Annotated in this window: 5 protein-coding genes and 9 pseudogenes; 7 read left to right on the forward strand and 7 right to left on the reverse strand. The window is 60.3% G+C overall.

Annotated features, from left to right (window positions below; all coding sequences use genetic code 11):
- Positions 1–214: 214 nt before the first annotated feature.
- Together FOM02_RS47285 and FOM02_RS47290 are read right to left on the reverse strand one after the other, a co-directional pair.
- Complete coding sequence (locus FOM02_RS47285; protein ID WP_416207792.1) at positions 215–532, reverse strand: MlrC C-terminal domain-containing protein; 318 nt, start codon at positions 530–532, stop codon at positions 215–217.
- Between the two features lie 330 nt (positions 533–862).
- Entirely contained in the window at positions 863–1,036 is a 174-nt protein-coding gene (locus FOM02_RS47290) for a M81 family metallopeptidase (protein WP_416207793.1), read from the reverse strand.
- Positions 1,037–1,658: 622 nt separating this feature from the next.
- Between FOM02_RS47290 and FOM02_RS31295 the strand changes: the two genes are divergently transcribed.
- The gene (locus tag FOM02_RS31295; protein WP_265440515.1) at positions 1,659–2,858 is read left to right on the forward strand and encodes an IS256 family transposase; all 1,200 of its coding nucleotides are present in this window, start codon (positions 1,659–1,661) and stop codon (positions 2,856–2,858) included.
- A 150-nt stretch (positions 2,859–3,008) separates the two neighbouring features.
- On the opposite strand, the pseudogene FOM02_RS31300 reads toward FOM02_RS31295, so the two are convergent.
- Positions 3,009–4,186: pseudogene (locus FOM02_RS31300) on the reverse strand (IS3 family transposase).
- Between the two features lie 806 nt (positions 4,187–4,992).
- On the opposite strand from FOM02_RS31300, the gene FOM02_RS31305 reads away from it, so the two are divergent.
- A complete protein-coding gene (locus FOM02_RS31305) occupies positions 4,993–6,024 on the forward strand; it encodes an ABC transporter substrate-binding protein (RefSeq protein ID WP_265440516.1) in 1,032 nt (343 codons plus the stop codon).
- Between the two features lie 397 nt (positions 6,025–6,421).
- Here FOM02_RS31305 and FOM02_RS31310 read toward each other — a convergent pair.
- Positions 6,422–6,703: pseudogene (locus tag FOM02_RS31310) on the reverse strand (IS3 family transposase); the annotation flags it as partial.
- Positions 6,704–6,828: 125 nt separating this feature from the next.
- On the opposite strand from FOM02_RS31310, the pseudogene istA reads away from it, so the two are divergent.
- From istA to FOM02_RS31330, 3 pseudogenes are all read left to right on the forward strand, one after another.
- Positions 6,829–8,128 (forward strand): annotated as a pseudogene (gene istA / locus FOM02_RS47295) (IS21 family transposase); the annotation flags it as partial.
- A gap of 6 nt (positions 8,129–8,134) precedes the next feature.
- A pseudogene (gene istB / locus FOM02_RS31325) lies at positions 8,135–8,982 on the forward strand (IS21-like element helper ATPase IstB).
- A 115-nt stretch (positions 8,983–9,097) separates the two neighbouring features.
- Positions 9,098–10,344 (forward strand): annotated as a pseudogene (locus tag FOM02_RS31330) (IS30 family transposase).
- 40 nt (positions 10,345–10,384) lie between these two features.
- Here the strand turns inward: FOM02_RS31330 and FOM02_RS31335 are convergent.
- The 3 pseudogenes from FOM02_RS31335 to FOM02_RS31345 form a co-directional block, all read right to left on the reverse strand.
- Positions 10,385–11,006 (reverse strand): annotated as a pseudogene (locus FOM02_RS31335) (IS3 family transposase); the annotation flags it as partial.
- Positions 11,007–12,369, reverse strand: a pseudogene (locus FOM02_RS47300) (IS110 family transposase).
- Positions 12,370–12,612: 243 nt separating this feature from the next.
- Positions 12,613–12,867 (reverse strand): annotated as a pseudogene (locus FOM02_RS31345) (transposase); the annotation flags it as partial.
- Between the two features lie 60 nt (positions 12,868–12,927).
- Here FOM02_RS31345 and FOM02_RS31350 point away from each other — a divergent pair.
- Together FOM02_RS31350 and FOM02_RS31355 are read left to right on the forward strand one after the other, a co-directional pair.
- Positions 12,928–13,148, forward strand: a pseudogene (locus FOM02_RS31350) (transposase); the annotation flags it as partial.
- A 505-nt stretch (positions 13,149–13,653) separates the two neighbouring features.
- Complete coding sequence (locus FOM02_RS31355) at positions 13,654–14,661, forward strand: membrane dipeptidase (protein ID WP_265440518.1); 1,008 nt, start codon at positions 13,654–13,656, stop codon at positions 14,659–14,661.
- Positions 14,662–14,735 lie beyond the last annotated feature (74 nt).

Below are 14,735 nucleotides of genomic sequence, written 5' to 3' on the forward strand. Positions count from 1 at the left end.
TGTTCTCTTGACGATCCTTAGGCCTAATTTCCTTCGCGGTAATGCCAACTACTCGGCTTCATTTAGCCTTCCTTGCTCGGAGGACGAGGCCCGGGCTGGTTCTTTCATCCAATGGCCAACGGGCGGTTGACCCGTGTATACGCGTACACGCGGATTCTTTATAGCCCGTCGCTTTCGAGATCGATTACTTTCTTAGCGATCACGCCATAGCCTGCTATGAAATGGTTGGTCGATGTAACGACCAAGGCTTGAGCGCGGACGGCCCGAACGGTGAGTTCTGCCAACAATTGCGCTTAAGCCCAACCACAGTGACGGTGGCATCGATCGGTGCGCCGGACGCGGGGCGAATTACCGTCAAAACGCAGCGGGAACTCGGTAGCTTCGCCGCCTCGAAGCAGAGTCGCACCGCAACTGCCTCCCAGACCGGTCCCACCGCAGCACTCTTGACCTGTCGCTCGGTAGAGTGGCGCAGGATTGTGGTGTTGCCGGAAGGCGCGCTGGCGCCCGGCGTTGGCCGGCATACTCCGCCAATATGACGGGCGCCCCGTCAAAATAAATGGCAGCGTCGATCCCGGGATCGACCGAATAGTACTGCGGCGCAGTCTTGCCGCGCATCGAGACCAGCTCCTTCAATTTTGTGGCGATTCCGTCGCTGTCCATGACGATGAGGACGCGGCTCGACGACTCAGGTACGTCCCCATGAGAAAAGCCGTGACCGATCGAAATCGAGAGCACCCGCTCCTTACCTCATTGCCTGGATCCGGTCGACGAAGCTGCGCATCAGCGGCAGAGTCGTTGGTTAGATGTGGATTTGCCGACAGTCATAAAGCGGGATGACCGGTTTCACCTGCCCCGCAGTGTTTTAAGCACAATGTCTAACAAGTTCCCGGCGCGCTCGACCATCGGTGAGTGGATACTCGTTATAAAGAACAATCGCATCGGCAAGCTTCACGCACTTCGTCGTTAAATGACAGTGCGGATCGACCTCAACGCCGATAATGCATTTCGGACCGACGAGGGTACTACGCGCTCCAATATATCGCCTTCGACATCGTCATAGCCATGCACCATGCCAGATCCAGTAACACGCCATCAACGAGCAGCGCCGCCTTGAGTTGGCTCTCGTCGCCATAAACTCGTAATCAAAATTTCGTGACACCTGCGGGCTCTGCGCGGAAGCAGCCTCCCTTGGCAAGAGTAAGCTCCTCTGCAGCGGCCCTGCGGCGCGCCACCCAGAGCGGTGCCGAGCGCGGGCTGTCTTGGGAATATTCGCCTGCTCGAAGGAAGCAGTGAAGAGCGAATGAAGTGAGGCTGCTCGGGATAGGTGAGAAAGTATTGGTTTTCATCGAAACAGCAGCGCCGAATAAGCGCATCAACAGCTCTCCCCAACGTTTCTTATGGCAGGCCATCTAACGCAATACGACAGCCGAATTTGCCTCCACCTGAGACTTTTCCCGGCGAAAATGCGGTCCTTTGGCCTCGTATTGCCGAAACGCCAATGGGTCGTGTCCCGATTGATGGTGTAGCTCGGTAGAGCAAAGCCGTCCGCACGCGCGCCCTCACATAGCGCCGTAGCGGGCGGACGGCTTTGCGGTGGTCACCGGCAGTTCGCCGGTAGGGTCGGGTTGCTGACACCAACCTGATTCGAGGAACCACCGATGACCGATGAGATGATGAACCTCCGCACGCTCGTGGAGAAGACCCCTGATGCCGATCTGTTGCGCGAGATGATCGGCTTTGCTGCCCAGCGATTGATGGAGCTGGAAGTGGAAGGCCAGACCGGGGCCGGCTACGGCGAGAAGAACCCCGAGCGTCTGGCCCAGCGCAACGGCTACCGCGACCGGACCTGGGAGACCCGCGCCGGCACGGTCGAGCTTCGTATCCCCAAGCTGCGCAAGGGCTCGTACTTCCCGGGCTTTCTGGAGCCGCGCCGGATGGCCGAGAAGGCGCTCACCGCCGTGGTGCAGGAAGCCTATGTGCAGGGCGTCTCGACCCGCTCGGTCGACGATCTGGTGCAGGCGATGGGCATGAGCGGCATCTCCAAGAGCCAGGTCTCGCGGCTGTGCGCGGAGATCGACGACAAGGTGAAGGCGTTCCTCGCTCGGCCGATCGAGGGCGACTGGCCGTATCTGTGGATCGATGCCACCTATGTGAAGGTGCGCCAGCAGGGGCGCATCGTGTCGGTCGCGGTGATCGTCGCGGTCGGCGTCAACAGCGATGGCCGGCGCGAAGTTCTCGGCATGGACATTGGACCTTCGGAGGCTGAGACATTCTGGACGGCGTTCCTGCGCAAGCTCGCCCGCCGCGGCCTGCGCGGTGTCAAGCTGGTCGTCTCCGACGCCCATGAGGGCATCAAGGCGACCGTCAGCAAGGTGCTCAACGCCTCTTGGCAGCGCTGCCGCGTGCACTTCATGCGCAACGCACTGGCCCATGCCGGTAAGAGCGGGCGGCGCGTCGTCTCCGCCTTCATCGCCACCGCCTTTGCCCAGGATGATGCCGAGACCGCTCGCACCCAATGGCGCAAGGTCGCCGACCAGCTCCGCCCCAAGCTGCCGAAGCTTGCCGGCTTCCTTGACGAGGCCGAGACCGATGTGCTGGCCTACATGACGTTCCCGCCGCAGCACCGGACCAAACTGCACTCGACCAATCCGATCGAGCGCCTCAATGGCGAGATCAAGCGGCGGACCGAGGTCGTCGGCATCTTCCCCAATGAGGACGCCATCGTCCGCCTCATCGGCGCGATCCTGCTCGAACAGAACGACGAATGGGCCGTCCAGCGCGCCCGCTACATGACGCTGGAAACCATCGCGCCGTTGAGCGATGATCCAACCGTCAGCCTCCCGGCTATCGCCAGCTGACCAGTCCGGCTCTTGCCGGCGAACGCGGTGTCCCACCGCCAGTTACACCACGCTCAGGGACACGATCCGCCAATGCCATTCAACATTCGCTATGCGGCCGATTCTGCAATGGGCACCTGCGAGCTGACGTGGTGCCCTGGAGTTGCCCCGTCAGACCGGACACTCGCGTGGTTTGAGTGATGCAATGTACTCCCGCGGTGCGCGGTAGCCCAGCCGGGAGTGCGGGTGTTCTGAGTTGCAATCCTCCATCCATTGGTCGATCCGCTGCAGGGCGGTGCTCGCGTCAGGGATCGGGTTCACCCGAACATAGTCACGCTTGAAGGACTTGACGAACGCCTCGGCCATGCCGTTGCTCTCGACCGGCGTGAAGCAGGGGCTCGCGGTTCAGAGCGGCGGCAATCTCAAGGGTGCGATAGGCGGCGAAGATGGATCCATTGTCGGTCAGCCATTGCACCTTGCGCGGAGCCCGGATGTCGGCGAACCGCTGTTCGACACAGTGGACCATCATGTCCCGGATCATCTCGCCGGAGATCCCAGCCGTTGTGGCCACCCAGCTGATGACCTCGCGGTCGTGGCTGTCCAGGGCAAAGGCAACCCGCACGATCTCGCCATTCCAGCAGGTGATTCCAGCGCGTCCGAACACCAACGCTCGTTGGAGCGGCTTGTCATGATCGTTCCGTCATGGGCCCGCGGGATGCGGCGCCCTGTATGCCGGGCCAGCAACAAGCAGCTCTTCTTCATCAGTTGGTAGACGCGCTTGGCGTTGACGGGGTTGTGGCCGGCGGATCGCCGCTCGCGCTTGAGGAGCGCGGCGATCCGCCGGTATCCATAGCTTGGGCGGCTATCCACCAGGCGACGGATATCAGACGTGAGCTCCGCATCCCCGGCGCGGATCTGGGGAGCGCGCTTCGGACGCTTGCCAGCCGCTCGCTCAACCAGGTTGGAACGGGCCACCCCGAGGGTCTCTGCGATCCGTTTCACGGGGTATCCTCCGGTGCCTGCGATCGCGACAGCAAGGTCGGTTTTTTTACCCGAGCAAGATCAAGAGCCTCCTTGAGGATCTCGACCTCCATGGTCTTGCGGCCCAGCAGGCGTTCGAGGTCTCGAACCCGTTCCTCCAGCCGCCGGACCTCGGACGCGGCGACCACATTCTCGTCGGCCCGCGCCGCTTCCTTGCCCCCTTCACTCATCAGCCGCCTCAAACGGAGGACCAGGCTCGGGGAGAGCCCATGGCGACGAGCAACATAGCTGATCGACATGCCCGGTTGCAGCGTCTCGTTGACGACCAAGAGCTTCGGCTCCGTCGTAAACCGCCGCTGCCGGGGCAACGCCGATGATGAAACGTGTCCGACATAGGCGTATGCCGAGGACTAGGCCTAGCTCCTCCGGCTAACGCCGGTGTCCGGTCAAAACGGGGGGGCAGTTCATGCCCCTATGTGATTCGAGGTGTAGCGCAGGCTCAATAAACGTTATGCGCGACCTAACCAGCGAGGCTGCGAGCGTACCGTTCGTACGGAGATGGGTCCAAATTTCAATCAATCATCAGTCGCGTCCGCAGCTCCGGCAAGGTATGACGGGAGCTACGGGCGACACGACAGCACGGGATTTGCGTCTCGGCGCAACGGGGCGAGTCGCAGACCCGCTTTAGCGATGACGAGATCGTCGGTTGTCCGTCGTGTTAGGCTGATGCATTCCGACCCGCCGGAATATCAGCGGTGACCTCCCATCAGTGACGTCATGGCACGGGCATGATCTGCTTCCGCACGCGCAAGCCGTGGATCTCGAGATCCGGCCTGTCAATGAGGGCAGAACGTGCATGAGCTCACCTCACAACACTGCTGGACCGCGAGCAATTAAGCAACATCATTCTAAGGCTCGGATCGCTCCGGTCGCGTGCTCGCAAAAGGCGAAATCATCGCTACTAAGACCACATTCCGTCCATCGGATGCAGCACTTCCGCTTCAGAAAGGCTCATTTTAGTCAAATTCAGATTAAGAGGTCTGAAATACTTGCTCGCGCCAAACGGGCGATTGGCTCGCTCCAACCGACGGAAACGAACCTATTCTCTTAAGTTGCCGACCAGCAAGTAAGTGCCACCTTCGAAGACAGGAACAACAGATAGGAGATCGAGGAAATGAAAAGACGAACATTTTTGAAGGCCGTGACAGCAGCTGCGGCTAGCGTTCTAGGCGCACCCAACGTCCACGGCCAATCGAAAAAATTTGCTGGAATTACGTTGCGCATCAACGGATTCGGCGGTGTGTGGGACGACGCCCTTATGAAGGGCGTGGCCGCTCCGCTCGAGGAGAAGTATGGCCTCAAAGTTCAATTCTTCGCCGGCTCTCAATCAGCGGACTTTGTGAAACTGCTGGCCAACAAGGAGAAGCCCCCATTCGACTTGTTTCAGGCCGATGACATTTTTATGCTCGAGCTCATTAAGGCCGGTCTCATCAACGAGATCAACGCGTCAGACGTTCCCAACGTTAAACGAATCCTTCCCGGGTTCCGTGCACACGGCGACTACGGTGCGCCATTCAATGTCGCGTCTATCCACCCAATCTACAACTCGAAATACATCAAGCAGCCGCTTACGTCCTACTCCGATATCGCCCGGCCCGATCTGAAGAGTCGCGCGGTCGTTCCGAGCCCTAACCTCACCACAAGCTTGTTTCTTCTTGGACTAGCTGAGGAAAATGGCGGCTCCATCACGAACATGGAGCCGGCATACAAAATTCTAGAGGCCGCAAAGCCGAACATCGTCGCGATCGCGCAGACGACCGTGGCCCAGTTGCAGATGTTGCAAAACGAAGAGGCTTATGGAGGCGTGTTCCTTGCAGGCAGTGCCTACAAATTGCGCACCATGGGCGTTCCTATCGAAATCGCTATTCCGCCTAAAGGCTTTTACGCGCTCACCAGCTATATGAATCTTGTCAGGGGCATGAAGTATCCGGAAGCCGGCCACGCGTTCGTAGAGCAGTTGCTCTCCGATCAAGGCATGCTCGCAATACCCCAAGCAATCCGCTATGGCGTGACGACCGACGTCAAGTTGCCGAAAGAACTTAGTAGGGACCTGATACTCAAGGCCCCTAACAAAGTTGATTGGTCGGCTTGGGGCGCAGATACCAGCGCTCGGATCGAGCGGGTCAATAAAATCCTTCGAAGCTAGATGTAATCCCTCCGTAGACCTGGCAGAGCCAGGTGGTTTCTAAAGTGCGCCCCCGGCTTTTGTGGGCGCATTTAGAGTAGCGGAGCAGACTCATGTAGAGTAGCTCTCGCCGCAAGGAAGTTGGCTCGATTCTCCAGCCAATTCTATTCGCAGGCTGCGCGAGCGCGGACGGGCGAGGCTGGGCGCGTCTTTTTCGGACCGCCGGCTCGCTGACACGCTAGGTCAATTCTGAACAGGTCGTTGTAGATTCAACGATGTTTTGCAAGAGCGCTCCTTGCCATTTGACGCCCGCCTGACTTCCGCAACGCCGCGATGGCTGACGTGCGAAGGAGATCCGTAGATCGCCAAGTATACGCTTTATAACGCATGAGCTGCTGCCGGTTTGATGGACACCGGGTTAAGTTAATCCCACCTTACGCTCGAACTCAACCGGGCTGAGATAGCCGATGGTCGCGTGCCTGCGGATCGTGTTGTAAAATCGTTCGATGTAGTCGAACACATCGGCTCGTGCCTCGTCTCTGGTCCTGTAGGTTTTGCCTTCCGTCCGTTCGGTCTTGAGCGACGAGAAGAAGCTCTCCATCGCCGCGTTGTTCCAGACATTACCGGAACGGCTCATGCTGCAGATAATGCCGTGGTCGGCCATCAAACGCTAGAACTGCTCGCTGGTGTACTGGGCGCACTCAAACGATCGTCGCAACACCCTGAAGTTGGAGGTTGCGATGAAAGTTGTCGCGCGCCATGGAAAACTGCCCCCTCAGCGTCACGAGGAATTGCCCCCTCCTCGGATAGCTGAGGAGAGAGTGAATGAAGCAGGAACGAATCACTGAAGGCTCGCTGTGGAGTGATCCACGGGGGCAAGGGATGAAGACGCCGGATGACGTGGCGGAGATGTTGCGCCTGAAGGCGTGCGGATGGGGTTTGAAGCGGATTGCGCGGCAACTGGGCTGCAGCCATCACACGGTGAAGGACTACTTGGCGGCAGGCGGGGTGAAGCCGTTCAAGTCGCATGAGCGGCCGAAGCGTCTCGACGACCTTGAGGGTTGGCTGCGCGAGAGGCTCATTCGGCATCGCGGCAATGCCGACGTGGTGCGCCAGGACCTGTTGGCCGAGAAAGGTGTGACGGTCAGCCGGCGTACGCTGCAACGTGCCGTGCAGCCCTATCGCCAGGCGCTGAGGCGGAGGCGCTGGCGACAACGCGGTTTGAGAGGCCGCCGGGCCGACAGCTGCAGATCGACTTCGGGGAGCGCCTGGTCGAGATCGGAGGGGCGATAGTCAAGGCATTCGTGTTCGTGGCAACGCTCGGACACTCGCGACGGCTCCATGTGCGTGCGTTCCGGGCCGAGAGGCAGGAACATTGGTTCGCCGGGCTCGAGAGCACATTCACGACCTTCGGCGGTGTGCCGGAGGAAGTGCTGATGGACAATCCTCGGGCGCTCGTGGTCCGCCACGACGCGGTGAGCCGATCGGTTCAGTTCAACGACAAGCTTATCGCGTTTGCAAAACATTGGGGCTTCCGTCCTCGCGCCTGCGCGCCCTATCGGGCGCGCAAAAAGGGCAAGACAGAGAACGGCGTTGGCTACGTGAAGAAGAATGCGATTGCGGGTCATTCCTTCCAGAGCTGGGAGGCTTTCGAGGCGCATCTCGCCGAGTGGGAGCGTGAGGTGGCGAACGTGCGCATCCACGGCACGACCGGCGAGGCGCCGATGGCTCGCTTCGCACGAGACGAGGCACACCGGTTGAAACCGCTCGGCGGCCAGCCGTCGTTCGGATCGTGCGCGAACTGACCCGCGTTGTCGGCAACGATTGCGCCGTCGAGATCGACACCAACAGTTACTCGGTGCCCTGGCGGCTGATCGGCGAGCGCGTGGTGGTGACGGTCGCAGCCGGCGAGGTTCGGATCCGCCATGGAATTCATCAGGTTGCGGTCCACAAGCTATCGGAGGGTCGCCGACTGCGGATCATCGATTCCGGCCATCTGGATGGTGTTGCTGGGCGCAATGCTGCGGTCCGCCGGGCGGAGATCGCGGCGGCGGTGCCGGGATCGTCTCCACCGCCCTCGTTGTTGCGCCCTCTTGCCGAATACGAAGCCGTGATCGGGGGGGGGCTTCTGATGGCGCGGGCAAAGAAGATAATTGAAGCAACGACGGATCCACTCGACGCCATGCTGGCGAGATTGCAGCTCTCCGGCATCCGCGATCAGCTCGACAACTTGCTCGACGAGGCGGCGCGCGAACCTGTCGGCGCGTGAGACGCTGATCCTACTGTGCGAGCGCGAGATCGCGCGCAAGAATCATCGCCGCATCGAGATGGCGCTAAAGCTCGCACACTTCCCGGCCGTAAAGGAGCTGGCGGGCTTCGACTTCGAGGCGCAGCCGTCGATCGACCCAAAGCAGATTCGCGACCTTGCCGCGTCACGTTGGATCGCCAACGGAGAGAACGTGCTGCTGCTCGGTCCGCCAGGCGTCGGCAAGACGCACCTGTCGATTGCACTCGGGCGAGAGGCGATCCTGGCCGGGTACACGGTGCAGTTCACCACGGCAACGACGCTGGTCGCGGGCCTTGCCAAGGCGCACGGCGAGCGGCGTCTGGACGAGAAACTGCTCGCGCTGTCAAAGCCAAAACTACTGATCGTCGACGAACTCGGCTACCTGCCCCCTGGAACCCGACGCTGCGCATCTGTTCTTCCAGCTGGTCAGCCGCCGCTACGAAACCGGCGCCATGCTAATCACGTCGAACCGCAGCGTTGCCGAATGGGGCACCGTGTTTGCCGATTCCGTGGTCGCCACCGCGATTCTCGATCGGCTCCTGCACCACAGCCACGTGCTGACGATCCGCGGCGACAGCTACCGGCTCCGCGCCAAACGGAAGAGTGGCCTCATCAAGCCGCCAACCGCCGGTGACGGCCCTCCGGTCGGCTCCGCCTCCCTCCGTCCCGTCGCCGGCGGAAGCAACCATTAAACGACATCATGAACCCGATGGTGGGGGCAGTTCTTCATGACGCAAAGGGGGCAGTTCCGGATGGCGTTTGACAAAAGTTGTAAGTCGACGTTCGGCAAGGTCAGGACGAGCGCCATTGCCATCGCCAGCCGGCCGTCTGTGGCCGGACGCGATGAACAGAATAGATTTTGGAGGGCGATTGCCACAGGCCAGAGCAGCGAAGATGCTGCGTTTGAGGCCGGCGTATCGGAACCTGTCGGAAGCAGATTGTTCCGAAAGGCAGGCGGCATGCCACCAGCGATGTTCAGATCATGCGGGAGATTGGGCGCCGCTTGGGACGGGGCTGCTTCGACGGTCTCCCGTGAATTGCGGCGGAACGCGGCCACCCGCGGCGGGGGCTAGATTATCGGGCCACAACTGCCCAGTGGCATGCAGACCGATCTGCCCGCCGGCCCAATCCGACTAAGCTTGCGCGCAACGCAGCCTTGCGCACATATGTGGAGGAGAGACTTGCCGGTAGGGTTGTAGCCCCGAGCGAGCTTGTATTGCTGGCCCCACCGTTCGGTGGAACGGCCGCCGGCATGGCCGGCGAAAGGATCGACGATAGGCCAAGGCATGGAGCCCTGAGCAGGTTGCCCGACGCTTGCCGATCGACTTCCCGGGCGACAAGACGATGCGCATCAGCCACGAAGCCATCTATCAGGCTCTCTTCGTTCAGGGTCGCGGTGTACTACGCAGCAAACTGACGGCGTGCTTGCGAACGGGACGCGTGTTGCGCGTGCCCCGGGGGCGCGTACGCAGGCGGGGCAAGGGCTTTGTCTCGCCGGAGATCATGATCAGTGAGCGCCCCGCTGAAGCGGCCGATCGAGCCGTGCCTTGGAAATTGGGAGGGAGACCTCATCCTCGGTCTTGGCAGCTCGGCGATCGGCACATTGGTCGAACGCACAACGCGCTTCACAATGCTATTGCACCCTTCCCCGATTAGCCGGCCATGGCGAACCTCCGCGCAAGAAGAACGGACCTGCGCTTGCGGGACACGGGGCGGAAGCCGTCCGTGCCGCGATCTCGCGCCCCATCATCACTTTGCCCGAAGAACTAAGTCGCACGCTGACTTGGGATCAAGGAGCCGAAATGGCTCAGCACGACCGCCTCAAGATCGATGCGGGCATCCAAGTCTACTTCTGCGACCCGCAAAGCCCTTGGCAGCGCGGCACTAACGAGAACACCAACGGGTTGCTGCGGCAGTGCTTTCCGAAAGGCACAGACCTGAGCATCCACAGCGCCGACGAGATATCCGCTGTAGCAGCGGCCCTCAACGCCCGACCGAGAAAGACGCTGGGCTGGAAAACGCCGGCAGAAGCCCTTGACGAATTACTGTCATGAGTGAAAACAATTGGTGTTGCGACGACCGTTTGAATCCGCCCTGACTGCCTTGGTCGGAGTGGTGCAACAGTGCTTCCGGCTTGCCGCGTCGCCACGGCCATCAGCAGGGCATCGGTTACCAACTGAGCTGTCATGGCGACGCTCATCGACCAACCCACCATCCGGCGTGAGAACAGGTCGATCACCGCTGCGACGTAGAGCCAGGCCTCGCCGTCCAGAGATACGTAAAGTCGGCGATCCACTTCTGGTTCGGCCGCTCGTCACAACTGCGAGTCAAGGAGGTTCGCGGGCGCGGTCTCGAGCTGTCGATCGCCGCTTTCCTTCGGCAAGCGCCGGCGTCGCGGCCGCGCCCGCAAGCCTTGCAGGCGCATCAGCCGTTCGATTTGGTGCAGGCCACAGTCCGGCCCATCGGCGAGCAGATCACGCCACACCCGGCGCGCACCATAGGTGCGGTCGCTCGCCATGAAACTTGCCTTCACCTTGCCGCCGAGCTCTTCGTCGCTGCGGGATCTGGCGCTGGGCGAACGATTCAGCCAGGCATGGAAGGCCGACCGCGACACCCCCAGCGCATCGCGTAGCCATGCCACCGGCCAGATCGCCCGGGGCTTCGCGATGAAGACGAACTTCATGTCGCTTCCTTTGCGAAGAAGGCTGCGGCCTTCCTAAGAAACAGCCAATTGGCAGCCGGGGTCCACTTGCAGGACGAAGCCGAGTGACTTGGCACGTCTCCTCAGATTGGCGACGACACGGCCGCGATATTGTTCCTCGTAGTGATCAGCACCCGGATCCCTGTAGGTCATGGCGTGCCGGAGCGTATTGTAGAACAGAACTGCTATTTTGCGAGCGGTCGCCGTGACCGCCTTTGCCTTGCCGGCGCGCAAAGCCAGCCGTCGATAAAATGCGCCAAGCGCCGTATCGCTCCGCCCAACCGTCGTCGCTGCAAGGCGCAGCAGTGCCGCTGCCCGACTGGACGATCGTCGCGTGCGCGAAGATAGTACCTTGCCACCGGAGAGCTTGTTACCTGGCGCGAGGCAGAGCCAGGAGGTGAAATGCTTGGCGGTCGGCCATGCCTTCAGATCCGTGCCGCACTCGCCTATGAGCTTCAACGTGAGTGATGGGCCCATCCATGGATCTCTGTCAGATCAACGCCGAGGACGCCGTATAGCGCGGTCCTGACGTCGAACGACGGTGTGTTAACCTGCTTGGTCTTTACCCGCGGCCTGGAGAGCTTGCCGATCGGCTTGGCTCCTTTGTCAGTCGGCGCCGTGATCAAGGATTCCAGCTTGCGGTCACAATCGAGCATCTTGGCCTAGTAGGTGTTGTAGAGCTCCAGCGACTGGGTCAGTGCGAAGACAGGTTCGTCCCGATCGTTGCCTACAATGCGGCGCGGATGGTCTCGATGGAGGAATGGCAGCGCACGTCAGGGTAGGTCGCCAACACGTCAGGATTCCGCTCGCCTGCGACAATAGCTCGGATAATCCGCATCCCGGTCGCGCCCGTGATGTCTGAGACGACGTGATGAAGTTGCAGGTTCACCTCCATCAGGGCCTTCTGCATGTGCTGGATATGAGCGGCTGCATATTCGACTGGCCGCTCTCGCTGGCGGAGATAGGCGCGTAGCGTCGCGATATCGGCATCAGGCCGGAAGCTGCCGCGCAGCAAACCGTAGGAATGAAGCTGGCGCAGCTAACCGGCGCCACTGACATCAGTTTTGCGTCCAGGCACATTCTTGGCGTAACGTGCGTTGACCAGAATGACGTCGAACCCCCGCTGCTCGAGAATCTCGTAGACCGGGATCCAATAGACCGCCGTGGATTCCATCGCGACACTGATCACGCCGCACGCTTTGAACCAGTCCGCCAGTTCGTGCAGGTCCTGCGTGAATGTGCCAAATGCACGCACCGGCGTGTCGGTGCACCCTGGATCGACCGCCGCCATGTGCATTTTTGACCCAATGTCGATGGCGGCGGCTTCAACGTTGACCGCCTTTAAATCCGGGCGGCCACCGGCACGCGTCTTCGGCATTGCAACTCCTCCGTCCAGTCCATGGGGCTGGAGGGTCTGGATTATGCCAATCGTCATCTTCCTAATCGGGATCGCCCTCCGAACAGCGTCACCATTCTCAAGTTCGCATCCACCCATGGACCACGTTTTTTAACGGGGACTGTGCCTCCAATAAGCTGACGGCCGCTACCCTCCAAGTCGAGAAGATAGCATCGGCGCTGGCTGTTTCTACCGGCTACAGGCGGGCCGGGGCCCGTGATGGTTTTTTAGGATATCCCGCTCGGCCTTCAACTTGGCGATCTCACGGCGCAACCGCTCGATCTCCTGCTGCTCCGGCTTCATCTGCCCGTGGCCGGGAAAGGCCTGCACAGGATCGGAGCCGAACTCCTTCACCCATTTGCGCAGAACGTTCTCATGAACATCCAGATCGCGCCCGGCCTGCGCCACCGACACTCCACGCTTCCTAACAAGCTTGACCGCCTCGATCTTGAACTCGCGACTGAACTTCCGTCTCTTCATCGCCCACCCCCGGCTTCATGAAACACCAATCTCGGTGTCCATCAAACCGACAGCAGCTCAGCAGCCGGCGCGACGCTCCTCTACCTTCCGCCCTACAGCGCCGACTTCAACCAGATCGAGAATGCCTGCGCCAAGCTCAAAGCAAATTTACGAAAGGCCGCCAACGCACCGTCGATGGCCTCTGGGATGCTGTCGGTCGCATCGCATCATCGACACCCATACGCCCGCAGAATCCACACACTACTTCGCCGCCGGAGGCTACTTGCGACCTGATCGGCTAACGCTCTGATGAAGAGATAAGCGAGCTTGAGCTCCTCCTAGAGGTCCATGAGGAGGTTCAACCACGTAGGCCCGGACCGCGACGTCGAGCGCCGAGAACGGCTCGCCAGCGACGATGATGCTGGGGTTGACGGCAAGCGCTCAGTCTACCGCGAAGCGCTGGCTACCCGAGAACTCGAACGGATAGCGCCACAATGCGTCCGCACGCCTCACTTTCTTGAAGATGCGGGCTGGTAGGCTCGCTCGCGCCTGTCGTAGCTCTCACTTGAATTCGAGGTCTGGTCCCTCACGAGACCGAACTACGCGTGGCGGGCGCAGATCGCCCTAAATTTAAACCTCGCCCCGCAATCGGATGCGCGGGCGTTTAGCAGTTTTCTAATGCTACAAATACTGACAATTTTGTTGCAAGAACGACAATTTTTGTTGCAATTCAGCTAAATTTTTCTCAAAAGGAAATTCATCAAAAGCGGACTCAATCGAAAAAGGCTCCCGGGAGCTAGGAATCGAATGGATTTCACGGAAAAGCGACTGCATGAGGCTGCAATCATCATCGATGCAGTGTGTCCACTTCTCGATGACCAGGCGCGGATTGCGGATTATCGAGCCGGGGGCCTGACCGCAATCGCTCCAACGGTCGGGTGGTGGGATGGCATTGGGCCAACGATGCGGACGATTGGAGCGTGGCACAAACTGCTGCGAGAGCGCGACGATCTGATATTGGTCCGTACTGCTGTCGATATTCGAAAGGCCAAGGCGCTCGACAAGACGGGCATTATCATGCATTTCCAGGGGCCGGCGCCGATCGAGGATAGCCTTGACCTTGTCGATGCTTTCAAGGCGCTGGGTGTTGGCGTCATGCAGCTGGCTTACAACGTGAGAAACCGTCTCGGCGACGGCTGCGAAGAGCTTACGGATTCCGGCCTGAGCCGTTTTGGACTGCAAGTAGTCGAGCGGATGAACCAAGCTCGCATGATCATCGATTGTTCGCACACTGGCGTCCGAACGACCATGGACGCGATCGAACATTCGTCGGCACCCGTGATCATTTCGCATGCCAATGCCAGATCAATTTATCCCTCACCACGCAACATTTCTGACGAGTTGATCAAGGAGATCGCTGGGAACGGCGGGACAGTCGGCGTGGTGGGCTTTCCCGGCTTTGTATCCGGCGACAAGCGCCCGACGATCGACCAATTTATCGATCATATTGCACATATGTGCGACTTGGTCGGCACGCAGTATATCAGTCTGGGCATTGACTACTATGCCGGCCAGTCTCCGTACGCTAACGAGAAAACAGCGACGTTAGCATATGAAAAGGCGCTGAGTAGTGGCAGCTGGAGTCCGAAGGCATACCCCCCGCCTCCGCACTATTACCCGCAAGGGATTGAGACACCGAACACTATGCTTGCGCTAACAGAAGCTCTGCTCCGGCGAGGCTTTAGGGCAGAAGATATTCGCAAGATCTACGGCGAGAATCTACTTCGAATCTACCAAACCGTGTGGGGCGAATGAGGACAGCGTTGGGCCGATCAATCAAACAATACGCCGGCCGCATCCTTTGCGATGGCCTCGTGTGTAAAGCTGCA

The organism is Bradyrhizobium sp. SEMIA, from assembly GCF_014844175.1.
GTDB lineage: Bacteria > Pseudomonadota > Alphaproteobacteria > Rhizobiales > Xanthobacteraceae > Bradyrhizobium > Bradyrhizobium arachidis.